Source organism: Gordonia sp. AC31 (genome assembly GCF_031844505.1).
Lineage (GTDB): Bacteria > Actinomycetota > Actinomycetes > Mycobacteriales > Mycobacteriaceae > Gordonia > Gordonia hongkongensis.
In genome coordinates, this window is sequence record NZ_JAUZVK010000022.1 from 35,401 (window position 1) to 57,797 (window position 22,397).

The following is a 22,397-nucleotide window of genomic DNA, read 5'->3' on the forward strand; positions in this document are numbered from 1 at the left end:
ACACGCGAACCGACCCCGGCCGCACGGGAAGTCGCAGCGCGAGTGGCCATCCGGGCCTATGGTGGATCGACGAATGCCCGGATGATCCACCGTCCGACCGACCGCCGGTCGCAGGACCCGACTGTTGGGAGGGACCAGATGGCGACTGCGCCTCCGGCCACGGCGAACCTGCGAGAACTGACGCTCCGAGGTGCCGTCCTCGGTGGCATCATCACGCTGGTCTTCACAGCCGCCAACGTGTACCTCGGACTCAAGGTGGGCCTCACGTTCGCCACCGCGATCCCGGCCGCCGTCATCTCGATGAGCATTCTGCGGTACTTCGCCAACCACTCGGTGGTCGAGAACAACATCGTCCAGACGATCGCGTCCGCCGCCGGCACGCTGTCGGCGATCATCTTCGTCATACCCGGTCTGGTCATCATCGGATGGTGGACGGGCTTCCCGTACTGGATCACGGTGGCGGTGTGCGCGATCGGCGGAATCCTCGGCGTCATGTACTCGATCCCGCTACGGCGCGCGCTGGTCACCGGCTCCGACCTGCCCTACCCGGAAGGCGTTGCGGCAGCAGAGGTATTGAAGGTCGGCGATTCCGCGGGCGGCGCCGCGGAGAACAAGGCCGGCCTGCGCACGATCGTCATCGGTTCGCTCGCGTCGGCCGGTTTCGCCCTGCTCACCAAACTCCAGGTCCTCAGCGATTCGATCTCGACGACGATCAGGATCGGCACGGGCGGAACGTTGTTCAGTGCCGGGTTGTCGATGTCGCTGATCGGCATCGGCCATCTCGTCGGGATCACCGTGGGCATCGCCATGCTCGTCGGGGTGGTGATCTCCTACGTCGTACTGCTGCCCATCGAGACCCAGGGGCGCACGGCGGGGGAGGATTTCGGCGACGCCGTCAGCTCGATCTTCGCCAATGACGTGCGACTCATCGGGGCCGGGGCGATCGCCATCGCGGCCGTCTGGACGCTGATCAAGGTCATCGGTCCGATCGTGCGGGGAATCCGGGCGGCCATGGTCTCCTCGCGATCGCGTCGGGAGGGGGTCACGGTCGACATCACCGAGCGGGACATGCCGATCAACATCGTCGGCGGCAGCATCCTCGTGCTGCTCATCCCGATCGGAATCCTGTTGTGGGACTTCGTGCGCGACACGGTTCTGGAGGGCAGTGCCACCGGGATCATCGTGGTCAGCATCGTCTTCGTGTTCGTCATCGGACTGGCGGTCGCGTCGGTGTGCGGGTACATGGCGGGCCTGATCGGGTCGTCGAACAGCCCCATCTCCGGCGTGGGCATCCTGGTGGTTCTCATCGCCGCACTGCTCGTGAAGCTGACCTTCGGGCCGGCGGACGACTCGCAGACCGACGCGCTCATCGCGTACACGTTGTTCACGGCCGCGGTCGTCTTCGGCGTCGCGACCATCTCCAATGACAACCTGCAGGACCTCAAGACCGGTCAACTCGTCGGGGCGACACCGTGGAAACAGCAGGTGGCGCTGATCATCGGCGTGCTGTTCGGGTCGGCCGTGATCCCGCCGATCCTGCAGCTGATGTACGAGGCCTTCGGGTTCGTCGGCGCGCCGGGTGCCACCGAGGACGCGCTCGCGGCGCCGCAGGCGGGTCTGCTGACGACCCTCGCGCAAGGGGTACTGGGGGCGGACCTGAACTGGGGACTCGTCGGAATCGGTGCCCTGATCGGCGCGGTGGTGATCGTGATAGACGAACTCCTCGATCGCGCAGGGCGTTTCCGGCTGCCGCCGCTGGCTGTCGGGATGGGCATGTACCTTCCGATGTCGGTGGTCCTGATCATCCCGATCGGCGCCTTCATCGGTCACTACTACAACCGCTGGGCCGAACGCAGCGGCGGCGCAGTGGAACACAAGAAGAGGATGGGTGTCCTGCTGGCCACCGGCCTGATCGTCGGCGAGGCGCTCTTCGGCGTGGTCTTCGCCGGCATCGTGGCGGCCACGGGCGACGACTCGGCGCTGGCGATCGTCGGCGACGGCTTCGGGACCTGGGCACAGATCCTCGGCGTCATCGTGTTCGCCGCGACCATCGCCCTCCTCTACGACCGTGTCCGCAAGATAGCGACCGCGAGCGGGACGTCGTCGACGACCGCCGGCACTCCGAAGGACTGAGATGGCAGAGGGAACACTGGCACGTGCGATCGACGACTTCACGGCCGGTGCCGAGCATCTGACGCGGTTGGTGGACCTGATCGCCGACGATCGCTGGGACGGACCCGGTCTCGGCGAATGGTCGTTGCGATCGCTCGTCGGACACGCGAGCAGATCGCTGACGACGGTCGTCACCTACCTGGCCGAGCCCGGTGGTGATGTCGAATTGACCTCGACCGCGGCCTATTTCGCATCGATCCGCGGTTACGGAGACCCCGCGTCGGTCCGACAGCGAGGAGTGGACGCCGGGCTGTCCCTGGGGAACGATCCGCGCGCCGGGGTCCGGGAGCGGCGCGCACAGGCCGTCGACGCCCTTGCGGGAACGGGGGATCGGCCCCTGACGACGCCGTTCGGCGGCATCATGCTGTCCGATTACCTGCCCACCCGGACCTTCGAACTCGCGGTGCACGGTCTCGACATCTCGCGGGCGATCGGTTCCGATCTCCCGCTGCCGGCCGAGGTGCTGGCGTCAGCGCTGTCGACGGCGGCCGCCACCGCACTGCTCACCGGTCAGGGCGAGCAGGCGTTGCTCACCCTGACCGGCAGGGAATCTGCACCGTTGTCCGTCGTTTGACGTCCCCGACGGGGCGGTCAGCTCGCGACGTTCGTGCGCGCGAACTCGGCGACGATCGCGGCGTTGAAGGCGGCGAGGTCGTCGGGCTTGCGGCTGGTGATCAGCACGTTGTCCCCGTCGCGGCATGTCACGACCTCCTCGTCGACCCAGGTGCCGCCGGCGTTGATGACGTCGGTGCGCACACTCGGGAACGACGTGAGGGTGCGGCCGCGGACAACGTCGGCCTCGATCAGGGTCCAGGGCGCGTGGCAGATGGCCGCGACCGGCTTGCCGGCATCGAAGAAGCTGCGCACGAAGCGGACGGCGGGCTCCGAGGTTCGCAGGAAATCCGGGTTCGCGACACCGCCCGGCAGGACCAGCGCGTCGAAGTCCATCACGCGGGCGTCCTCGAGAGGGGTGTCGACGGGGAAGGTGTCGGCCTTGTCGAGGTGGTTGAACGCCTGCACCGTGCCGGAGTCGGTGGACACCAGGACGGGCTTGCCGCCGCACGCCTCGACCGACTTCCACGGTTCGGTGAGTTCGACCTGCTCGGCGCCCTCCTGGGCGACCAGGAAAGCGATGGTGGTGCCGTTCAGTTCTTCGGCCATGGCCGTGTACCTCCTTGTACGCGCCGACTACGGCATCGGCGCCTCGTCGGATCCGGTACCCGCGGGCGTCGTGCACCAAACGGTCACACCCCGCCCGGGCATGACCCGGGCGGGGTGTGTTGAATGTCCCCGGACGACGGCTGGGAGGTAGTGGTGGGTGGTTTCGACGGCGTCGCGACGCTGGTCCATCTGGCACGTGGTGGACAGATCGGCGAGTCCCACGAGACGCCGCACACGGTGATCGCCGACGTACCGCACCGCACGCTGCGGCGGTACGGCACCGACGACGAGGTGATCGCAGCCGTCGGCACGGGACGGCGGCCGGTGCTGCTGATCCCGCCGCTCGCGGTGTCCACATCGTGCTACGACCTCGCCGACGGGCTGTCGGTGGTGCAGTTTCTCCTGTCGACCGGCCGGGTTCCGTACGTGCTCGACTTCGGCGACATGACCCGCGCCGACCGGCACCTCGGGTTCGCCGACTTCTTCGACGACATCGTCCCCGGGGCCGTCGCTGCGACCGTCGCAGACTTCTACGGCAGCGCCGACGACCCGGCCGCCGGAACGTCGCGGGATTCCTCAGCAGTCGATCTGCTCGCGTGGAGTATCGGCGGGACGATCAGCCTGTTGACCGCTGCCGCGAACCCAGACCTGCCGGTGGCGTCGGTCGTCGCGGTCGGGACGCCTCTCGATTACTCCAAAGTCCCGCCGTATCCGCTGGTCAAGACGCTGATGAAACCGGTCGGCACCGCGCCGGTGACGATGGCGCTGCGAGCGCTCGGCGGGATCCCCGCGCCGCTGGTCCGCCTCGCCTATCGGGGCACGGCCTGGCAGCGCGAACTCAAGAAGCCGGGCTACATCCTGCGCAACGCCGACGACACCGACGCGCTGACCCGGATGAAGGCCATCGACCGTTTCCAGGAGACGATGCCCGGCTATCCAGGCAAGGTGTCCGAGCAGATGTGGGAGAACTTCATCATGCGCGGGGAACTCGCCGACGGGGTGCTCGACTTCGGCGGACGGGTTGTCGACCTCGCCGAGGTCGCGGTACCGGTCGCGCTGTTCGGCAGTCACCGCGACGCGATCGTCAGCTGGGCCGCCGCCCACCACGGGGTGGGGCTGCTCTCCGGGGCGCCGCGCGTCGAGTTCACCACGGTGGAGACCAGCCATCTGGGATTGATCGCCGGGTCCGCTGCGGTCGAGCAGACGTGGCCCCGCATCGACGAGTTCTTGACGTCGGTGCACGCAGTTCGTAGATGAAAAAACCTTCATCTTCGACTCATGGACGGCTCACCGGCGTCCGCCAGAGTCGTTGACATGAACTTCTCACGAGTACTCGCCACCATCGCCCTCGGTGCGCTCGCGGTTGCCGTCGTGACCGCCAGCTTCTTCCTCATCCGTTCGCCCGAGCCCAGCCTGGCCTCCGACGCCGTGTCCGTGGATGTGTCGTCGCAGACACCCCAGATTCCGACGCCTCAGGCCCAGACCCCGCCTGCCCCGGCGCCGGTTCCCCAGATCCCGGCCGGGGCTCCGGTGCAGCGGGCCGTCCCGCCGAACCTGAACTCCGATGACGACGACTGGTGTGACCCGCGCGCGGCCCATCGTGACGACGACTGCGACGACGACTGGGATGACGCCTGGGACGATCAGAACGACGACTGGGACGACCAGGGCGACGACTGGGACGATGACATCGATGACGACCAGGACGACTGACGACGCGAAACCGGAGGCAGCCGGCGCCGGGAGCGGAGCGAGCGGGCCGAATCCAGCCGAGAGTGCGGGTGTGCGCCAGCGTCCCGCGCTCTCGGCGCGTTGGCGTATCACGGCCTGGATCATGCTCACCACGTTCCTGCTGCTGGTGGTGGTGTTCGTGGTGACGCGCAACCTGCTGCTCCGCGACGTGGACACCCGCGTGAACAACTACGTCGCGCAGGAGGCCAGTGAGTTCCGGACGTTCGCGGCCGAGGGGGTCGACCCGACGACCACCGAACCGTTCACCTCGGTGTCACGGTTGCTCGAGGTGTTCCTGTCGCGGCAATCGGCCGGCGAGGGGGAGGTCATGGCCGGCGTCGTCGGCGACACCGAGATCCTCGAACTGCCGGGTAATGCCTGGCCGGAGCCGGGCGAAGGACGCCGTGTGCTCGACGAACTGCGCGCCCAGAGCGGGGCGGCCGGGGTGCTGATGACCGCTCATGGAGAAATTCGTTGGGGCAAGGTCGATCTGGAGCCGGCCGGTGGTGGGTCGGCCGATCCGGCGTCCGAGGCGGCGCAACCGGGGACGTTCATCGTGGGCATCTACACCGACCCGGGGCGGGAACTGGTGGACCGCACGATGCGAGTCCTCGCGATGGTCGGGTTGGGCGGGATGATCGTCACCACCGGTGTGGCCTATCTCGTCGCGGGACGGATCCTTGCTCCGGTCCGGAGCGTGCGGATGGTCGCCGCGGAGATCAGCGAGAACGACCTCACCGCGCGCGTGCCGGTCATCGGCCGTGATGACGTGGCCGCGCTGGCCCAGACCTTCAACGCGATGCTGGACCGGATCGAGGACGCGTACACGACGCAGCGGCAGTTCGTCGACGACGCCGGGCACGAGCTACGGACGCCGATCACGGTGGTGCGCGGTCATCTCGAGTTGTTGCCCGACGATCCGGCAGAACGGCGTAAGACCCTCGATCTCGTGGACAGCGAGCTGGTACGGATGGGACGCATCGTCGCCGATCTGCTCATGCTGGCGAAGTCCGAGCAACCCGACTTCGTGGTGGCCAGGCCGACCGACGCGGCGCAGTTGATGCTCGACATCGAGTCCAAGGTGCAACCGCTCGGTGATCGGCAGTGGTTGCTCATGGAGGTCGCCGAGGGGCCGTGCACCGTCGATCACGAGCGGATCACCCAGGCGATGCTGCAGTACGCGTCCAATGCGGTCCGGCACACCCGCGAGGGATCCGTCATCCAGCTGGGTTCACGCTTCGCCGGCGTCGGAGAGCAGCGGCATCTGTCCATCTGGATCACCGACGACGGCCCGGGCGTCGAGCAGCAGGACGCGGCGCGGATCTTCGAGCGCTTTCAGCGCGGGCGGTCGGCGTCGTCGCCGCAACACTCGTCCGGGGCCGGCCTGGGCCTCGCGATCGTGCGGGCCATCGCCGACGCCCACCACGGAATCGCTTGGGTACGCAGTGTTCCCGGCCACGGTGCAACGTTCGGCATCGATGTCCCGGCCCCCGACATGACCACCTACGTCGATACAGCGTCGTCGGTATCAGGAGAAGGAGAGCGGCGATGAGCCGGGTTCTGATCGCCGAGGACGATGCGCGGATCGCGTCGTTCATCGGCAACGGATTGCGGGCGGCGGGTTACAGCACCGAGCACGTGTCCGACGGCTTGTCCGCGCTCGAAGCCGTGCGCAGCGGTGCTTTCGACATGGTGGTCCTCGACATCGGACTTCCGGCAATGGACGGTTTCGACGTGCTGTATTCGATGCGCGGCGAGGGGATCTCGACGCCGGTCGTCGTTCTCACCGCCCGGGACAGCGTGAGCGACACGGTCAACGGCCTCGAGGGCGGTGCCAACGACTACATGACCAAGCCCTTCCAATTCGCCGAACTGCTCGCCCGCATCCGGCTACGACTCGTCGACGACTCGGCCGTCGCGTCGGAGAACCTGTTGTCCGCCGGGGATCTTCGGTTGGATCTGAAGTCCAGGCGCGCCCGAGTGGGTGCGGAGACGTTCGACCTCACCGCGCGCGAGTTCGCACTACTGGAGGTGTTCCTGCGTCACCCCGATCAGGTGCTGTCGCGCGAACAGATCCTCGGCCACGTCTGGGGTTACGACTTCGACCCGGCATCGAATGTGGTCGACGTCTACGTGCGCGCCCTGCGGAACAAGATCGGTTCTCACCGATTGGAGACGGTGCGCGGCATGGGGTATCGGCTACGCGCGTCGAACTAGTCGCTCCTCACTCCGGTGCGACACTGAGCCAGTCGGCGAACCCGGACGGATCGTGCCGGCCGAGCGCCCCGTGCTCGAAGAGTCCCCAGCCGGTGCGGGTGGTGCCGTCGGACTCCCGGCATTCGGCGCGTCCGACATGATCGATCACGCCGAACGGCATACGGCCGACGATCCCGGCACTCGTCATGTCGTAGGTGCGTCGTTCGGTGAAGTCCGTTCCGCGCCAGACGCCGTGGGTCCAGTCGGGGTCACCGCCGTAACCGCCGCCCACGTGGATGGGCACGGGCAGCAGTGACTCCACCTCCAGCGTCACGGATGAACCCCCCGCACCGGTCGTGGAAATCGTTGCCCCGGTGGGCACCCGGGTGCCCGGTGCGTAATGGACCGAGACGTTCGGCCAGCCCAGTTGTTCGACGCGGCCGTCTTTCCACACGCGCGAGCAGTCGTTGAGTGTGCGGTAACCGTCGGGGTCCTCCTGGATGATGAGGACGAGCTGGAAGTCGTCGAAGGCCATCGGGACGTACAGCCACCACATGCCCTCGAACGGTGGATCCGCCGGTCGCCCCGCCGGCTCGGGCTCGCCGACCGGCCGGATTCCCCACGAACGGTCGCGGGTGCCGATCCAGGTCGACGGCTCGACGACGATGTCCTCACCGTCGACGGTGATCGATCCCCGCCAGCTGCCGACCTGCGCGAACCGCTGCGCGTCGAGGGTGACCTTCGCGCCCTGGCGCATCACGTGCGGCTGTTCGAGCAGTGCGTCGAACAGGCCCTCCCAGTGGAGATCCAGGGCGATGCCCTCGGTCTCGTCCAGCGTCAGGTGCAGCGCGCGCAGCGGGTTCTCGATGCTCAGCCGATAGTTGCCGACGCGCTGCTCGAGCCGGTTGTCGTCGATCGCGTCGCTGAGGTGCACCGCGGTCTGGGTGTCGGTGCCGTCCGGGTTCCGCCGCCGGATCAGCACGAACGCGTCCTTCACACCCAGGTTGGGGTAGTAACCGATGCCGGTGATGAGGAAGATGGTGCCGCTGCGGTCGTGGGCGTTGAGGTACGCGCGGTCGTAGAAGTTGCGATCGCTGTTGCCCGGCCAGGCGATCGGCTGTGGCAGTTGGTGAATGGGATACTCGTCCATCGGCCCCAGGCCGCGTCGGCTCATGTGGTCAGTCCTCCTCGAGGAGTCGTTCGAGTAGTGGTCGGTGGTAGAACAGGGTGCCGTCGACGTCGTCGGGACGTTCGAGTTCGCCGAAGTGCACGCGGCGGGCGCCGGTCCGCATGAAGACACAGCACCACTGGACCGCGGCATGGACGTAGAACCAGCGCAGGTCGCCCAACTCGTCTCCGGTGAGCTCGCGGTAGGTGTCGCGGACGTCGTTCTCGCGGAGCAGGTCCGGCAATCCGGGAAGGCCGGCCATCGTCGCGAGCTCTTGGAAGACCCGGTGTGCGAAGATCACCCAGGCGATGTCCAGTTCGCGGGGGCCGGTGCGCGCCATCTCCCAGTCGAGTACTGCCGTCGGGGTGAAGTCGACGAACATCATGTTCCCGATGCGCGAATCTCCCCAGGACAGCACCGGTTCGGCGTTCGCGGCACCGTCGGGGAAGTTGTCGGCGAGCCAGGCGAGCGCCCGCTCGACGAGAGGTGAGCGCCCGATCCCCTCGACCGAGAAGTCGTACCAGTCCCGCAACCAGGCGAGCAGACGAGCGAGGGGAGTGTCACCGGCGGGTAGGTCGTCGGAGAGGAAGTCGAACTGCCGGGCCGCGTCGGGGATCGAGTGCAGGGCGGCGATCACGCCGACCGCGGACTCCTGGGCCCGCCGGCGATCGTACTCGGCGGCGTCCCCGAACCAGTTGTCGCCGAACGTGTACGGCATGACATCGGGTGGGACTTCGCCCTCGCACCGGTCCATGAGAAAGAACGGGGCTCCCAGCAGCGAGCCGGTCGGCTCGAGGTGGTGCACTGCCGGGACCGGGACGTCGCTGAGCCGGGCGATCAGACGCATCGTCTCGTACTGGTGATCCATTCGGTAGGAACGGAACACGGGGACGTCGGCGGTCGAGGGTGCCATCCGCATCACCCAGTGCCGGGTCGGTTCGCCGGGCCAGGTCACCGATACCGGGATGGTCTCCGACGACATGCCGTTGCTGTCTCCGGAGGCTGCGACCGTGACCTCCGGTACGACCTCGGATGTGTCGTCCTGCTCGGACAGCCAGCGCGCGAGCGTCTCGGGGACCGAGGCGTTGTCGCGGCTGGAACGTTGCAGATGGTCGATCTGCTCGACGGCTGGCTCGGTGGCCATGGCACCCCCTGTGATCGATACCGGCGGATTCGCTACGGTGAGTAGCGTTATGACAGCAGAACGGTCGTGCGGTCCGCAGCGACTTGGCGAAAATTTTCGAAGGGAAGTCGGCGAGTGATGAGTGCTGGGACGGGGGAGTCGGTCTCGGGCCGACCGCGCGACCTGCGGATCGACTCCGCGGTGCTCGACGCCGCCGCCGAACTGCTCGTCGATGTCGGATACCGCAAGCTCACCATGGCCGCGATCGCCGAACGCGCGGGCACCACGAAGACCGCGCTCTACCGTCGCTGGACGGGTAAGGCAGAGCTGGTGCATGACGTCGCGTTCTCCCGGATGATGCGGCTGCCACCGTCCAGCGGTGAGGTCGCCGCCGATATCCGCATCATGGTCGCGGCGGCGCGTGACCTGTTCGCCAGTCCCGTGACCCGCGCGGCGTTGCCCGGTCTCATCTCGGACATGGCTGCCGAACCCGAGCTGGCGGCGCGTGTGCACGCCGGGTTCGCGGAGGTGTTCGGCGCATTGCGCGACCGGTTGGTGATCGCGGTCGATCGCGGCGAGGTGCATCCCGATGTCGATCCGGATCGGCTCATCGAGGTCGTCGGCGGCGCGGCGATGCTGCATGCGCTGCTGCTCGACAATCGCGACTTCGAGGCCGGGTGGGCCGATCAGATGAGCGCGATCGTCGTGCACGGAGTTCTCCGATGACTCGCCCGCACCCACCTACACTCGTGGGATGACCGCCCCGAGCAACACCGACGATGTCGTCGAGCAGATCCTGTCCACCTACAACGCGATCACCGTGGTCGGTGCCAGCGCCAATCCGTCGAAGGCCGCCAACGAGGTGCCGGCGTACATGAAGAACCGTGGCTGGCGGATCATCCCGGTGAATCCCGCGGCCGACGAGATCGTCGGGGAGAAGGTGTACCGCACCCTGGCCGACATCCCGGAACAGGTCGGCCTCGTCGACGTGTTCCGCCCGGGACCCGAGTGCGCCGACGTCGCCCGGGCGGCCGTCGCCGCCGGCGCGACCGCACTCTGGCTGCAGCTCGGGATCATCTCGGCGGAGGCGCGGGCGATCGCCGAGGATGCGGGTCTGCTGTACGTCGAGGACCGCTGCCTGATCATCGAGCAGCGCCGCACCGGTATCGTCCCCGGCTGACGCCGACGGTGACCCGGTGAACTTCCTCGATGAGCTCACGCATCAGCGACTGCCGCTGTTCCTGCTGTTCGCGTCGTTCGTCATCACGTTCATCGTCACGCGGGTGATCACCCGACTCATCCGGGCGGGCAAGGGCCCCTTCCGCAACAACGTCTCAGACGGCGTGCACGTGCACCACATGGTGCCCGGTCTGATCCTGACGATCGTCGGCGCCTTCCTCTCGGTGGGTGTCAACGGGGCGTCGCCCGGTGCGGAGATCAGTGCGGTGTTGATCGGTGTCGGCGCCTCACTGGTGCTCGACGAGTTCGCACTGATCCTGCGCCTTCAGGACGTGTATTGGTCACCGGAGGGCCAGCTCTCGGTTCAGGTGGTGGCGCTGACGGTGGCCGCGCTGGGCATGGCGGTCCTCGGGTTCAACCCGCTCGACGACGCGGACGTGGAGATCGGTCCCGTCGCGCTGGTGGCCACCGTGCCGATCAATGTCGCCTGCGCGATCCTGTGCGTGCTCAAGGGCAAGTTCTCCACCGCCATCGTCGGCGTCTTCATCCCGGTGTTCGCCTGGGCCGGTGTCATCCGGCTGGCCCGGCCACACTCGGCGTGGGCGCGCCGGCGGTACGCACCGGCGAAGACGGAGAAAGCGCGGGCCCGCGCGAAGAGATTCGACGACCGTTGGGGCCGTTGGGGTCTGAGCATCGGCGACCTCATCGCGGGCAAGCCCACCGACCCCGCGAGCGTGGTCGCCCCGTCGCTGGAGGCCTCGGCCGCCGCCGATCCCGGGCCGACGCACCCGACCGACGAACGTCAACTCGACTGATGGACTTCGATCGAAGTCCATCAGTCGAGTTCGAGTTCATCAGTCACCAACCGCGAACGCGTCTCGGGCAATTTCGACGAACCGTGCTGCAGCAGCGGAGTTCCCCGACCTCCAGAGCAATCCCAGATGTGCGGTGGCATCGACATCCCGGATCGGCACCGCGACCACGCGGTCGTCGGCCGCGGCGATCGACTCGCTGAGAATGCCGACTCCCATTCCGCTGCAGACCAACTCGATGATGGCGTCCGGCGACGAGGCCTCGATCGCGGGTCGGATGGCTCCTCCGGCGACCGAGGCCGCCGCGTCGAACACGCTTCGGATACCCGCGCCGCGGGGCAGGCAGATGAGCGATCGGTCGCGCAGCGAGGCGAGATCGACGGTGCGGCCCCGGGGCCGGCGCGGTGAGGTCGCGCGCGGACGGGCCGCGATCCGGGATCTCTGGGCATCGGTCTTGGCGCACCGGCCGACCTTCGCGCCGGAACCGCCGTTGCCGACCCTGGTATTCGGGGACGATCTCGCACTCACGTCGACTCCACCCCGTGATGGTGCAGGCGCCCGCGCGCAGGTGGTGGCGCGGCAGGCCGACGGATCGTGGGTGCGGATCATCGACCAACCGGAGTTCCAGGCACCGAAGTCCTGAGACTCCGGGCCTGGATTTCTGAGGCCGGATTCAGATCCCGTGCTAGCTTCGCTGTGGTGGCGGTTACATCCGCCGGGCGACGGTGCGAAGGGACGGATCGGGCGTGGGAGTACCGGAAGCGGACGGTGTCGCCGCGAAGATCGCGTCCCGCCTCGGCGAGGAGCGTGGTGGCACGCTCTCGGTCGAGGGCGCGAGACTCCTGCCGGCGGGCGCGAGCAGGGCGACGTACGCGGCCACCCTCGTCGACGGAACCGGGCAGGTCGAGCCGATCATCATCCGCGCGGTTCCCGCTGCAACCGACGACGGCGGACTGCGGGCCGAGGCGCAGGTCCTGCGTGCCGCCGCCGACGCCGGGGTGCCGGTGCCGGAGATCCTCGACGCCGGATTCGACGAGGACGACAACGCGCTGGGATTCCCCTATCTGGCAATGAATTTCATCGACGGAGAATCCATCCCGCGGCGCATTCTGCGAGACGATGCCTACGAGGGTGCGCGCGCCGGATTCGTCGATCAGTGCGGCGAGATCCTCGCACGTATCCACCGGATAGACGTCGCACAGACGCCCGGTCTCGGTGATCTCGGCGATCCGATCGACGGTTTGCGGGACCTGTTCCCACGCGAGTTCGATGCGATGCCGGCCGGCCTGGTGCTGGCCACCCAGTGGCTCACGGACAACCGACCCGAACCGTCACCACGGCACACGCTCGTGCATGGCGACTTCCGGCTGGGCAATCTGCTCGTCGACGCCGAAGGAGTTGCGGCGGTTCTGGATTGGGAACTGGTGCACCTCGGCGATCCCGTCGAGGACCTCGGTTGGCTATGTGCGAAGGCGTGGCGTTTCGGAGGGTCGACGCCCGTGGCCGGGATGGGTGACCGGACCTCGCTCCTCGACGCCTATGCGCGCGAGGCGGGTTGGCGTCCCACCGAACAAGCCCTGCGCTGGTGGGAGCTCTACGCCACCGTCAAGTGGGGACTGATCTGCGCGGTGCAGGCCGCCCGGCACCTCGACGGCGTCGAACGATCCGTCGAACTGGCCGCGATCGGACGCCGAAGTGCCGAGCAGGAATTCGACGCACTGCTCGACCTCGGTCTCGTGACGCCGGGACCGGTACCCGATCCGCTGGCCGAGGCGCCGGGCGAGGAACCGAACAACGATCTCTACGGTTCACCGACTGCAGTCGAACTACTCGAGGCGCTCACCGAATTCCTGCGGTCCGACGCGGTACAGGCAGACCTGTCGCCGCAGGTGCGTTTCCATACGAGAGTGGCCGGCAATGTCGTCGACGTCGTGCGTCGACAGATGCTCACCGGCGCACGGGACGCCGAAGCGAGCGCGCAACGGCTGAGCGCGCTCGGCGTCGCTGATCAGCACGCGCTGTGCGAGGCCCTGCGTTCCGGCGAACTCGACGGCACCGACCCGAAGGTCCGTGACGCCGTTGTCGCCGACGTGCGGGCGCGACTCCTGGTCGCCAACCCCAAGTACTTCGCGGTCCCTCACCCGTGACCGCCGGACATCCGATCCCAACCGAGAGGGGTTCATCGTGGACTTCGCACTGCCCGAGTCGCTGACCGACTACCTTGCCGAACTCGACGCCTTCATCGAGGCGGAGATCATTCCCCTCGAGCAGACCGACGACAACATCCGCTTCTTCGACCATCGGCGCGAGGACTCCCGAACAGACTGGGAGCGTGGTGGTTTGCCGAACAAGGAGTGGGAAGCTCTTCTGGGAGAGTCGAGACGACGCGCGGATGCGGCCGGCCACTTCCGCTACCCCTTCCCGTCCGAGTTCGGTGGTCGGGACGGATCGAACCTGGCGATGGCGATCATCCGCGAGCACCTGGCGTCGAAAGGTCTGGGGCTGCACTGCGATCTGCAGAACGAGCACGCCATCGTCGGCAACAACATCGGGCTGCTCCTCATGCTCGAGTACGGCACCCCCGAGCAGCGGGAGGAATGGGTGGAGGGCCTGGCCGCGGGTACGAAGTTCTTCGCCTTCGGCATCACCGAACCCGACCACGGCTCCGACGCCACGTGGATGGAGACGACCGCCGTCCGCGACGGCGACGACTGGATCATCAACGGCGAGAAGACGTGGAACACCGGTATCCACGCCGCCCATCGCGACATCATCTTCGCGCGCACCAGCGGCGAACCGGGCGAGGCCCGCGGCATCACGGCCTTCCTGGTCGACCCGCAGGATCCGGGTTTCGCCGTGGAGGAATATCTCTGGACGTTCAACATGCCCACCGACCACGCGCACATCACGCTGCGGGACGTTCGGGTGCCGAACTCCGCGGCGTTCGGGGCGGAGGGAGCCGGCCTGCAGGTCGTGCAGCACTTCTTCAACGAGAACCGCATCCGGCAGGCGGCCTCCAGTCTCGGTGCCGCCCAGTACTGTGTCGACCGTGCGGTGGCCTACGCCAACGAGCGCGCACCGTTCGGCAAGAAGCTCTCGACGAACCAGGCGATCCAGTTCCCGCTCGTCGACCTGCACACCCGGTGCGCGATGATCCGGGCGCTGATCCGCGAAACCGCCTGGAAGATGGATACCTACGGGCCGTTCGCCGCGTCGGCCGAGGTCTCCATGTGCAACTACCAGGCGAACCGGCTGTGCTGCGATGCCGCCGACCAGGCGATGCAGGTGTTCGGCGGACGCGGATACTCGCGGCACGAGCCGTTCGAGCACATCTACCGGCACCATCGGCGCTACCGGATCACCGAAGGCGCCGACGAGATCCAGATGCGACGCGTCGCCGGATACCTGTTCGGTTTCATGTCGGGAAAGGCACCCAAGGGAGTGCAGTCGTCCTGAGTAGGCTGACCACATGATCGCGGTCATCATCATCGTGGCCACCGTGGTGGTTGCCCTGTTCATCCTCGGCGGTGCCGCCTGGTTCGCGTACGACTCGGACAAACGGGTGCGCACCTTCGCCCGATCCACCGACCTGATTCCCGGCCGACCGGGTCGGGCGCCGGAGAGCTGGGCCACCGACAACACCCGGGAAGCACTGCTGCATCGGCGCATTCGGTACGCGATCGCCGACGTGCATGCCAACCCGGCGATCCCGCACGACGACGAACTCGTCGCGGCACGCAACCGCCTCGACGACGCGGTCTTCGAACTCGACGACCGGCTCATCGCATCGGTGGACCTCGGTGGCGAGGAGGCGACCGAAACCCTCGACCGAGCCGAAGCCGGGATCAAGGACCTCGAGAAGCTGCCGAAGAAGCTGTGGGAGGCCCCCCGCGAGGAACAGCTCGCCGACCTGGACCGCGTCGCCCGAGTGCTGTCGCGCGGCTGACGATCAGATCACCGTCGGCCGTGGCGGCGGGTCCGGCTGCGGGGGAGCCGGCTGTGGGTCGGGAGCCGGCGGTGGGGTGGGAACGGGAATCGGCGGCTCCGGTGGCGGCTTTGGGATGGGCTCGGGCGCCGGCACGGGCTCGGGCGGAGGTGGGGGCGGCGGGACCGGTTGACTCATGTGCGGACTCCTCTCGACGCGAATGTCTCGTTCGCGGTTCGCTTGGTTCGTCCTGAAGACTTCTCCGACGCTACGCCCGTGCCGGGAGCCCGGCCACCGAGCGACACTCAGGGGCCGGCGAGTTCCAGCAGTGTACGCACGGTCCGCAGGTTACGGCCGGTGCCCTGTACACCCAGGCCGCGCGCGATGACCGGTGCTGTCAGGGTCGATCGTCCGGCCCCGTCGGCGTAGCGGATGTGCAGGTCGGACCCGAGGACGCGGACCACATCGTCGCCGAAGTCCTTGCGTTCGAACGCGGCCACCTTGTCGCGCGCCGGTTCGCCGGTCAGGAAGTAGACGTAGGAGTATTTGTCGTCGACGACGTCGAACGGATGCGCCTCGAGCGCGGCCCGGACCTGTTCGGGCGAGCGGCTGATGACCTCCCGGAACCAGCCGTAGCGATCCTGCAGCGCGGTTTCGAGCGCGCGGTCGAACCGCTCGGGGTCGGCGGGCGGCGAACAGATCAGGTTCCCCGACGCGATGTAGGTCGAGATTTCCGTTGCCCCGAGATCGGCTGCCAGATCACGTAATTCGGCCATGGGGAGTTTCGCGCCGCCGACGTTCACCGCGCGGATCAGCACGATGCGCCGGCTCACGAACGTACCTTCGACAGGTCGGTCCGAATCAGCATCACGTTGTAGTCGTCCCACCGGGAGACGACGAAGTAGAGGTCCCTACCCGACGATCGAGGGTGGATGTAGGGCGTGTACAGACCGCTGGACTGCTTGTGCGAGACGAGCACCCGCTCGCCGCTCCACGGACCCACGGGTGACGGCGACGTGCGCATCACGATCGTCCCCGATCGCTCGGTCAGCATGATGAACCGGCCGAGGAATGCGTTGTACGCCACGGACATCTCGCTGACCGGGCCGGCGACGATCGGCGTGGCCTCGGCCGGATTCGACGACCAGCCCGTGCCGCCGCGAAAGTACTGGTATCGATCGAGGTTCAGGATGTCGGCGGGGCGGAAACGGGCCACGTGAGCAGAGCCGAAACGCCCGTTCGGAGTGCCGTACTGATAGATGTACTCGCCACTTCGCAGAAAGGCGCCCATCTGGAACCGGTTGTGGCCACGCGTCACCTGGGGGACGCCCGGGATCGTCAGGTCGGCATTCCAGCGAAGGGTGTTGTTGTCGACGGTCCAGGTCTGACCGTTGTTGTGCGACACGGCGATTCCCGAATAGTTGGTGTTCCAGCGGCCTGGGCCAAGCCACCGGTGGATCGACATGAAACTGACGAACTGCGTGCCGTTGATCGAGATCCCGCCGGTGGGAATCCGCCCGACCTCGATGTTGCGCACCCCGACCGCGTTGAACATGGGTTGCGCCCACGTCGGGTGGGCCGGTGTCACCGACGCGCCCGACCGGACCGATCCGGGTACGGCGTTCGGAAATCGGATTCCCCTGACGAGGTCGGAAGTCGCGTCGCTGCGCAGCATCGTGTTGTGCTTCCAGGTCATCTGTCCCGCGCATCTGCCCCAGGTGTCGCCGAAGGCCATCAGGATCTGACCGGAGCCGTTGTCCCACGGCACGCCGACGTCGGTCGCGGTGATGCCGAAACGGGTGTCGGTGCGGGCGGGACTGCGGGGACCGGTCACCCAGGAGATGGCCTTGCTGGCGCCGGTGAGCTTCGGGAGCGGGCCCTGCGGCTTCTTCCCACCCGCCCGATAGCTGCCGAAGTCGAGACTGCCCCACCCGAGCTCGCTGGACCCCGAACTGCCGGTGCTGCCGACATCGCCCCCGGTGATGCCGGTGGCGTTGCAGACCGCGGCTTCGGCGGGTGCGGACACAGCGGCGAGCAGGCCGCCCGTGAGGGCGGCGATCGCGACGGCTGCGAGCACGCGGCGGACCGGGCGCAGACGAATCCGGCTGCGTCGAGGCATGGATGTACCCCCTGGGAGATGACAGGTGGTGTCAGTGTTGCAGAAGTGTCAGCTGGGAGAAGCGTCGACGCCAAAGCGAAGCCGGTGCGTGACCCGGGAGGAGCGAGCTTGCGAGCCTTCCTCCTGCTCCCTGAGGAGCGAGCTTGCGAGCCCTCCTCCTGCTCCCTGAGGAGCGAGCTTGCGAGCGTCACGAAGGGTCTTGCAACCTCCGTCACCGGACCCTTCGTGACGCACCCTCCGCAAGCTCCGGGCGCTCCTCAGGGAGCAGTGGGGGAGTTGCTTCTCTGGGATCTGGATCGCGGCGCCCAGCGGATCAGCGGCGGGTGGCCACCGCGAACGTACGGCGGAAGGGCAGGACCGTGCCCCATTCGCGTCGAGGATAGGCCTCGGCGAGGCGTTGCTTGAGATCGGCGACGAACTGCACCCGGAGTTCGTCGGACAGCGCCTGCATGTACGGGCGGGCGCCGGTGCCGGACATCCAGTCGAACACCGGGTCCTGGCCGTCGAGCACGTGGAAGTAGGTCGTCTCCCAGGCGTCGGCGTGGTAACCGCGGCCGGCGAAGAACTCGAGGTACATCTCGGCGTCGAGTCGGGGCAGTGCCCGCAGGTCGCCGAAAGCTCCCAGATACGGCTCGGTCGCGGCGAGATCGGCGAGGACAGAGTGGGTGGGGGAGTCCGTGTTGTTGGGCACCTGCAGCGCGAACGCGCCCCCGTCGGTGAGGTGGCCGAGTAGTCGGTCGATGACGTCGAGGTGGTCGGGCACCCACTGGAACATCGCGTTGGAGATCATCAGGTCGACCGGCCGGTGAGGCGTCCACTGCGAGACGTCGGCGGCGTCGTAGTTGGCATGCGGATCGGTGTTGTCGCGGATCGCGCGATCGACCATCTCCGCCGAATCGTCGATGCCCAGGATCTCCGCCGACGGCCAGCGTGCCCGAAGGTGCTTGGTGAGATGACCCGGTCCGCAACCCAGGTCGATCACCGACAGCGGGTTGGTCGGGATCTGTGCGATGAGGTCGAGAAACGGACGCGCACGGACGTCGGCGAACTGCAGATAGCGTGTCGGGTCCCACACAACCATGACTCCACCCTAGCCGTGAGCCTGCGATCGGGGGTCGCGGCTGCCGTAGGCTTCGCTGCGTGACAGCTTCCGCGAACCAGGTAACCGATGGCTCCTCCGCAGATCCGGCGGCCGGCTCGGCCGTCGTCGAGATCTCGACCGACGGTGCCTGCCTGGGCAACCCGGGCCCGGGTGGCTGGGGCGCGGTGCTCCGCTACAAGGGCACCGAGAAGCGGATCTCCGGGTCCGAGCCGGACACGACGAACAACAAGATGGAGCTCACGGCCGCCATCGAGGGTCTGGCGGCACTGACCAGGCCGTCGACCGTCATCATCTACACCGATTCGACCTACGTGCGCAACGGCATCATGAAGTGGGTCAACGGTTGGCAGGCGAACGGCTGGAAGACCAAGGACCGCAAGCCGGTCAAGAACGCGGATCTCTGGCGTCGTCTGGTCGAGGAGGAGAAGCGTCACAAGGTGGAGTGGCGCTGGGTCAAGGGGCATGCCGGCGATCACTTCAACGAGATCGCCGACGAACTCGCGACCACCGCGGCCCGATCGGTGGCCCGATGACGCCGGTGGCGGTGGCCGTCGAACCCGTCCGCGACGAGCACCTGGTCGCGGCGATCGAAGGTGCGGGCGGCCGGATCGTCGGTCTCGACGACGCCCGGGTGCTGGTGTGGATCGGGCCGCCCGGGGAGTTCCCGGAGCTGCCGGACGCCGTCGAATGGGTGGCGCTCAAGACCGCGGGGATCGAGGATTTCGTCGCCGACGACGTCCTCGACGACCGTCGGATCTGGACCAATGCGTCCGGCTTCTATGCGGAGAACGTCGCCGAACACGCACTGGCTCTGCTCCTCGCCGGGCTCCGGCAGATCAATACCGCCGTCCTGCGCCACTGGGACAAGGAGCGGATCGACACCGCGGTCCGGTCGCTGCACGGCTCCACGGTCGCCATCGTCGGAGCCGGCGGGATCGGCGCCTCCCTCGCTCCGCGTCTTCGGGCATGTGGCGCTCGCGTCGTCGCGGTGAACCGGTCCGGGCGCGAGGTGCCCGGCGCGCACGAGGTCCGGCAGTCGAATGAGTTGGATCAGCTGTGGGGGACGTTCGACCACGTCGTGCTGGCCGCGCCGTCGACCCCGGAGACTCGGCACATGATCAACGCCGAGAGCCTCGCCGCACTACCCGCGCACGCGTGGGTGGTGAACGTCGCGCGCGGGCCCCTCGTCGACGAGGGGGCGCTACACCGCGCGCTGGTCGACGGGCAGATCGCGGGGGCGGCGCTCGACGTGACCGATCCGGAACCGCCCGCCGACGACCATCCGCTCTGGTCGCTTCCGAACGTGATCATCACCCCGCACGTCGCCAACCCGGCATCGGGGCTGACGCGTGAGCTCGCACCGTGGGTCGCCGAGAACCTGCGCCGGTTCGTCGCGGATGAGGAACTCCTGTCCGTGGTGACCACGAACCGCGACTACTGAGACGGTGTGACCTCGGGATTTCCCCCATTTTCTAGAACACGTTCTCGTTTCGTGCGTCGACGTGGCATGGTCGACGGGTGATTCTCGACAGATTCCGGATAGACGACCAGGTGGCCATCGTGACCGGCGCGAGCCGGGGACTCGGGGCGGCGATCGCGGTCGCCTTCGCCGAGGCAGGTGGGGACGTGGTGATCGCGGCCCGCAGTGAGGCCGACCTCGAACAGGTCGCGGAGCGGGTCCGTGCGGTGGGCCGACGGGCGCACGCCGTCGCCGTGGATCTCGCCGATCCCGACGCCGCGGCGGCACTCGCCCAGACCGCGGTCGACGAGTTCGGTCGTCTCGACACCGTGGTCAACAACGTCGGCGGTGCGATGCCGCGGCCGCTGTTCGACACCAGTCCCAAGCACCTGCGGGACGCCTTCGACTTCAACGTCGGCAACGCGCACGCGCTGGTCGTCGCCGGCGCCAAGCAGATCCTCGCGACCACCGGCCAGGGGTCGATCATCAACATCACCTCCGCGGTCGGCCGCGTGCCCGGACGCGCCTATGCCGCCTACGGCACCGCGAAAGCCGCCCTCGCGCACTACACCCGCATCGCGGCGATGGATCTGAACCCGAAGATCAGGGTCAACGGCATCGCGCCGGGTGCCATCCTGACCTCGGCTTTGGAGATCGTCGCCGGCGACGAAGGGATGCGCACCGAGGTCGAGACCTCCACGCCGTTGCACCGCCTCGGTGATCCGGAGGACATCGCCGCGGCGGCCCTCTACCTGGCGTCGCCCGCCGGTGCGTACGTCACCGGCAAGATCCTCGAGGTCGACGGCGGAATCATCGCGCCCAACCTGGATCTCCCGATCCCGGACCTCTGATCGACCCCGGAACGTTCAGTCCGAGCCGCGCTCCAGCGCGCCGGCGATCTGCTGTTCGAGATGTGCGGCCGCCACCCGGGGAACGTCGATGATGCCGTCGAGCTCGGCACGGACCTTCTTGAAGGCGGCCTGCCTCTCGGCCGGCGTGGCGCCGGTGTCGGCGGCGACGTTGATGAGTTTGCGCGCCCGATCGAGCGCCTCGCGTTCGATGGGGGAGAACCCGGTCTGCTTGCGACGCCGCGCCTCTCGCTCGGCCGCATCGAAGGCGGCGGCGTAGTCGCCGACCGCATCGCGGTACTCGGCGAAGTCGGCTGGCGACATGGAGGTCTCGGCCGTGCCGACGGCGGCGGAATCCGATTCGGGCCGTAGATCATCCGCGCGGACCCGGGCCCGGTGGAAGGCCAGCGTCAACGGTTCGCGCATGTCGGTCATCAGCGGGAACTCGATCAGAGTCGCGAGATCGAGTTCGTAGGCGAACCACTTCTCGTTGAGCGCGTCGTGCTGCTTGCGGACCCGGCGTAACTGGTCGGCCGAGGTCGTCGTGAGCTTCAGCTGCTCGGTCTGGGCGTTCGCCTTGATCCGGGCGAGCTCGATCTTGTCCTTGCGTCGCTTCTCGTTGTACTTGCCGATCGAACCGGCCCACCCGCCGACGACCGCGCCGACCGGGAAGATCAGCCACCAGTAGCTCTCGGCGAAGTTGACGATCTCGTTCACGGCTCAACTGTACCGAGAGAAGGCCGAGGTCATTAGGGTGAACACATGGCCGACCCGGACGCGCCGAAGCTCAGCCTCGACACCGTCGAGGCCTGGCGAGAGTGGTTGCGCGACAACCATGAGACCTCGCCGGGGGTGTGGCTCGTCTTCTGGCGCAAGGGTTCGGGCCGGGAACCGCTCGACTACGACGAGTGCGTGCGCGAAGCGCTGTGCTGGGGATGGATCGACGGTCACACCCGTGTCATCGACGCCGACCGCCGCGGCATGTGGTTCACCCGGCGCGGTCGCAACAGCGGATGGTCGGCGTCGAACAAGGCGCGGGTCGCCGACCTCGCGGCCGCCGGCCGCATTCAGCCCGCCGGGCAGGCCGTCATCGACGACGCTCAGGCCCGTGGCCTGTGGACGCTGTTCGACGACGCCGAGGCGCTCATCGAATCCCCCGAACTCGCCGCCGCTCTCGACTCCGACCCGGTCGCCCGGGCCAACTGGGATGCCTTCCCGCCCAGCGCGCGCAAGTTCGGGCTGTCGCAGCTCGCCCTGGCGAAGCGGCCGGAGACCAAGACCCGGCGTATTGCCATGCTCGTCGAACGGGCGGCACGCAACGAGCGGCCGGCGTGACCCTTCGTGACGCGCCCTCCGCAAGCTCCGGGCGCTCCTCAGGGAGCGGGGTGGGACGCGCTTTTCC

24 protein-coding genes and 1 pseudogene are annotated in these 22,397 nt (G+C 67.9%); 17 read left to right on the forward strand and 8 right to left on the reverse strand.

The window, feature by feature from the left end:
* Nucleotides 1–138: 138 nt before the first annotated feature.
* Nucleotides 139–2,133, forward strand: coding sequence for an OPT family oligopeptide transporter (locus Q9R39_RS20390; protein WP_137810256.1), 1,995 nt, complete (start codon nucleotides 139–141; stop codon nucleotides 2,131–2,133).
* A 1-nt stretch (nucleotide 2,134) separates the two neighbouring features.
* Nucleotides 2,135–2,746 carry a maleylpyruvate isomerase family mycothiol-dependent enzyme gene (locus Q9R39_RS20395; protein WP_068970417.1) on the forward strand — a complete coding sequence of 204 codons (612 nt, stop codon included), beginning with the start codon at nucleotides 2,135–2,137 and terminating at the stop codon, nucleotides 2,744–2,746.
* 17 nt (nucleotides 2,747–2,763) lie between these two features.
* Here Q9R39_RS20395 and Q9R39_RS20400 read toward each other — a convergent pair whose 3' ends face one another.
* Complete coding sequence (locus Q9R39_RS20400; RefSeq protein WP_058252794.1) at nucleotides 2,764–3,333, reverse strand: type 1 glutamine amidotransferase domain-containing protein; 570 nt, start codon at nucleotides 3,331–3,333, stop codon at nucleotides 2,764–2,766.
* Nucleotides 3,334–3,486: 153 nt separating this feature from the next.
* Here Q9R39_RS20400 and Q9R39_RS20405 point away from each other — a divergent pair, with 153 nt between their 5' ends.
* Genes Q9R39_RS20405 through Q9R39_RS20420 form a run of 4 tightly spaced genes read left to right on the forward strand, consistent with a single transcriptional unit; the run spans nucleotide 3,487 to nucleotide 7,281 of the window.
* Nucleotides 3,487–4,590: an alpha/beta hydrolase gene (locus tag Q9R39_RS20405; RefSeq protein WP_137810262.1), complete on the forward strand. Its 1,104-nt coding sequence runs from the start codon at nucleotides 3,487–3,489 to the stop codon at nucleotides 4,588–4,590.
* Nucleotides 4,591–4,647: 57 nt separating this feature from the next.
* Nucleotides 4,648–5,046, forward strand: coding sequence for a hypothetical protein (locus Q9R39_RS20410; protein ID WP_231742521.1), 399 nt, complete (start codon nucleotides 4,648–4,650; stop codon nucleotides 5,044–5,046).
* Nucleotides 5,027–6,616 (forward strand): ATP-binding protein, encoded by a 1,590-nt coding sequence (locus Q9R39_RS20415; RefSeq protein ID WP_238994966.1) that lies wholly within the window; start codon nucleotides 5,027–5,029, stop codon nucleotides 6,614–6,616. The genes Q9R39_RS20410 and Q9R39_RS20415 overlap by 20 nt, the downstream gene beginning before the upstream one ends.
* Nucleotides 6,613–7,281, forward strand: a complete 669-nt coding sequence (locus Q9R39_RS20420; protein ID WP_078112586.1) for a response regulator transcription factor — start codon at nucleotides 6,613–6,615, stop codon at nucleotides 7,279–7,281. The genes Q9R39_RS20415 and Q9R39_RS20420 overlap by 4 nt, the downstream gene beginning before the upstream one ends.
* Before the next feature lie 7 nt (nucleotides 7,282–7,288).
* On the opposite strand, the gene Q9R39_RS20425 is transcribed toward Q9R39_RS20420, so the two are convergent.
* The gene (locus Q9R39_RS20425; RefSeq protein ID WP_211540727.1) at nucleotides 7,289–8,434 is read right to left on the reverse strand and encodes a hypothetical protein; all 1,146 of its coding nucleotides are present in this window, start codon (nucleotides 8,432–8,434) and stop codon (nucleotides 7,289–7,291) included.
* A 4-nt stretch (nucleotides 8,435–8,438) separates the two neighbouring features.
* Complete coding sequence (locus Q9R39_RS20430; protein WP_311278057.1) at nucleotides 8,439–9,572, reverse strand: phosphotransferase family protein; 1,134 nt, start codon at nucleotides 9,570–9,572, stop codon at nucleotides 8,439–8,441.
* 117 nt (nucleotides 9,573–9,689) lie between these two features.
* On the opposite strand from Q9R39_RS20430, the gene Q9R39_RS20435 reads away from it, so the two are divergent.
* The 3 genes from Q9R39_RS20435 to Q9R39_RS20445 are packed head-to-tail and all read left to right on the forward strand — an operon-like array spanning nucleotide 9,690 to nucleotide 11,545.
* Complete coding sequence (locus tag Q9R39_RS20435; protein ID WP_211540723.1) at nucleotides 9,690–10,277, forward strand: TetR/AcrR family transcriptional regulator; 588 nt, start codon at nucleotides 9,690–9,692, stop codon at nucleotides 10,275–10,277.
* A gap of 28 nt (nucleotides 10,278–10,305) precedes the next feature.
* Nucleotides 10,306–10,731 (forward strand): CoA-binding protein, encoded by a 426-nt coding sequence (locus tag Q9R39_RS20440; protein ID WP_211540721.1) that lies wholly within the window; start codon nucleotides 10,306–10,308, stop codon nucleotides 10,729–10,731.
* Between the two features lie 16 nt (nucleotides 10,732–10,747).
* Nucleotides 10,748–11,545, forward strand: a complete 798-nt coding sequence (locus tag Q9R39_RS20445) for a hypothetical protein (RefSeq protein WP_311278058.1) — start codon at nucleotides 10,748–10,750, stop codon at nucleotides 11,543–11,545.
* A gap of 39 nt (nucleotides 11,546–11,584) precedes the next feature.
* Here the strand turns inward: Q9R39_RS20445 and Q9R39_RS20450 are convergent, their stop codons facing one another.
* A complete protein-coding gene (locus tag Q9R39_RS20450; RefSeq protein WP_311278066.1) occupies nucleotides 11,585–11,974 on the reverse strand; it encodes a LysR family transcriptional regulator substrate-binding protein in 390 nt (129 codons plus the stop codon).
* Between Q9R39_RS20450 and Q9R39_RS20455 the strand changes: the two are divergent.
* The 4 genes and pseudogenes from Q9R39_RS20455 to Q9R39_RS20470 all read left to right on the forward strand — a co-directional run.
* Nucleotides 11,946–12,185: pseudogene (locus tag Q9R39_RS20455) on the forward strand (DUF4440 domain-containing protein); the annotation flags it as partial. The gene Q9R39_RS20450 and the pseudogene Q9R39_RS20455 overlap by 29 nt on opposite strands.
* A 103-nt stretch (nucleotides 12,186–12,288) precedes the next feature.
* A complete protein-coding gene (locus Q9R39_RS20460) occupies nucleotides 12,289–13,689 on the forward strand; it encodes a phosphotransferase family protein (RefSeq protein ID WP_311278059.1) in 1,401 nt (466 codons plus the stop codon).
* Nucleotides 13,690–13,726: 37 nt separating this feature from the next.
* Nucleotides 13,727–14,998, forward strand: coding sequence for an acyl-CoA dehydrogenase family protein (locus Q9R39_RS20465; protein ID WP_311278060.1), 1,272 nt, complete (start codon nucleotides 13,727–13,729; stop codon nucleotides 14,996–14,998).
* Between the two features lie 13 nt (nucleotides 14,999–15,011).
* Complete coding sequence (locus Q9R39_RS20470; RefSeq protein WP_065629435.1) at nucleotides 15,012–15,488, forward strand: hypothetical protein; 477 nt, start codon at nucleotides 15,012–15,014, stop codon at nucleotides 15,486–15,488.
* 284 nt (nucleotides 15,489–15,772) lie between these two features.
* Here the strand turns inward: Q9R39_RS20470 and Q9R39_RS20475 are convergent, their stop codons facing one another.
* The 3 genes from Q9R39_RS20475 to Q9R39_RS20485 form a co-directional block, all read right to left on the reverse strand.
* Complete coding sequence (locus tag Q9R39_RS20475) at nucleotides 15,773–16,300, reverse strand: DUF1697 domain-containing protein (protein WP_259936614.1); 528 nt, start codon at nucleotides 16,298–16,300, stop codon at nucleotides 15,773–15,775.
* A complete protein-coding gene (locus tag Q9R39_RS20480) occupies nucleotides 16,297–17,586 on the reverse strand; it encodes a DUF4185 domain-containing protein (protein ID WP_311278061.1) in 1,290 nt (429 codons plus the stop codon). The genes Q9R39_RS20475 and Q9R39_RS20480 overlap by 4 nt, the downstream gene beginning before the upstream one ends.
* Nucleotides 17,587–17,899: 313 nt before the next feature.
* Nucleotides 17,900–18,667: a methyltransferase domain-containing protein gene (locus Q9R39_RS20485; protein WP_226511846.1), complete on the reverse strand. Its 768-nt coding sequence runs from the start codon at nucleotides 18,665–18,667 to the stop codon at nucleotides 17,900–17,902.
* 59 nt (nucleotides 18,668–18,726) lie between these two features.
* Here Q9R39_RS20485 and rnhA point away from each other — a divergent pair, with 59 nt between their 5' ends.
* From rnhA to Q9R39_RS20500, 3 genes are all read left to right on the forward strand, one after another.
* Complete coding sequence (gene rnhA, locus Q9R39_RS20490; protein ID WP_311278062.1) at nucleotides 18,727–19,221, forward strand: ribonuclease HI; 495 nt, start codon at nucleotides 18,727–18,729, stop codon at nucleotides 19,219–19,221.
* Complete coding sequence (locus Q9R39_RS20495) at nucleotides 19,218–20,129, forward strand: D-isomer specific 2-hydroxyacid dehydrogenase family protein (RefSeq protein ID WP_311278063.1); 912 nt, start codon at nucleotides 19,218–19,220, stop codon at nucleotides 20,127–20,129. Before rnhA ends, Q9R39_RS20495 begins: the two co-directional genes overlap by 4 nt.
* Nucleotides 20,130–20,206: 77 nt before the next feature.
* Entirely contained in the window at nucleotides 20,207–20,998 is a 792-nt protein-coding gene (locus Q9R39_RS20500; protein WP_269554389.1) for an SDR family oxidoreductase, read from the forward strand.
* Nucleotides 20,999–21,013: 15 nt separating this feature from the next.
* Here the strand turns inward: Q9R39_RS20500 and Q9R39_RS20505 are convergent, their stop codons facing one another.
* The gene (locus Q9R39_RS20505) at nucleotides 21,014–21,712 is read right to left on the reverse strand and encodes a hypothetical protein (protein ID WP_311278064.1); all 699 of its coding nucleotides are present in this window, start codon (nucleotides 21,710–21,712) and stop codon (nucleotides 21,014–21,016) included.
* Between the two features lie 45 nt (nucleotides 21,713–21,757).
* On the opposite strand from Q9R39_RS20505, the gene Q9R39_RS20510 reads away from it, so the two are divergent.
* The gene (locus Q9R39_RS20510) at nucleotides 21,758–22,330 is read left to right on the forward strand and encodes a YdeI/OmpD-associated family protein (RefSeq protein ID WP_311278065.1); all 573 of its coding nucleotides are present in this window, start codon (nucleotides 21,758–21,760) and stop codon (nucleotides 22,328–22,330) included.
* Nucleotides 22,331–22,397: the final 67 nt, after the last annotated feature.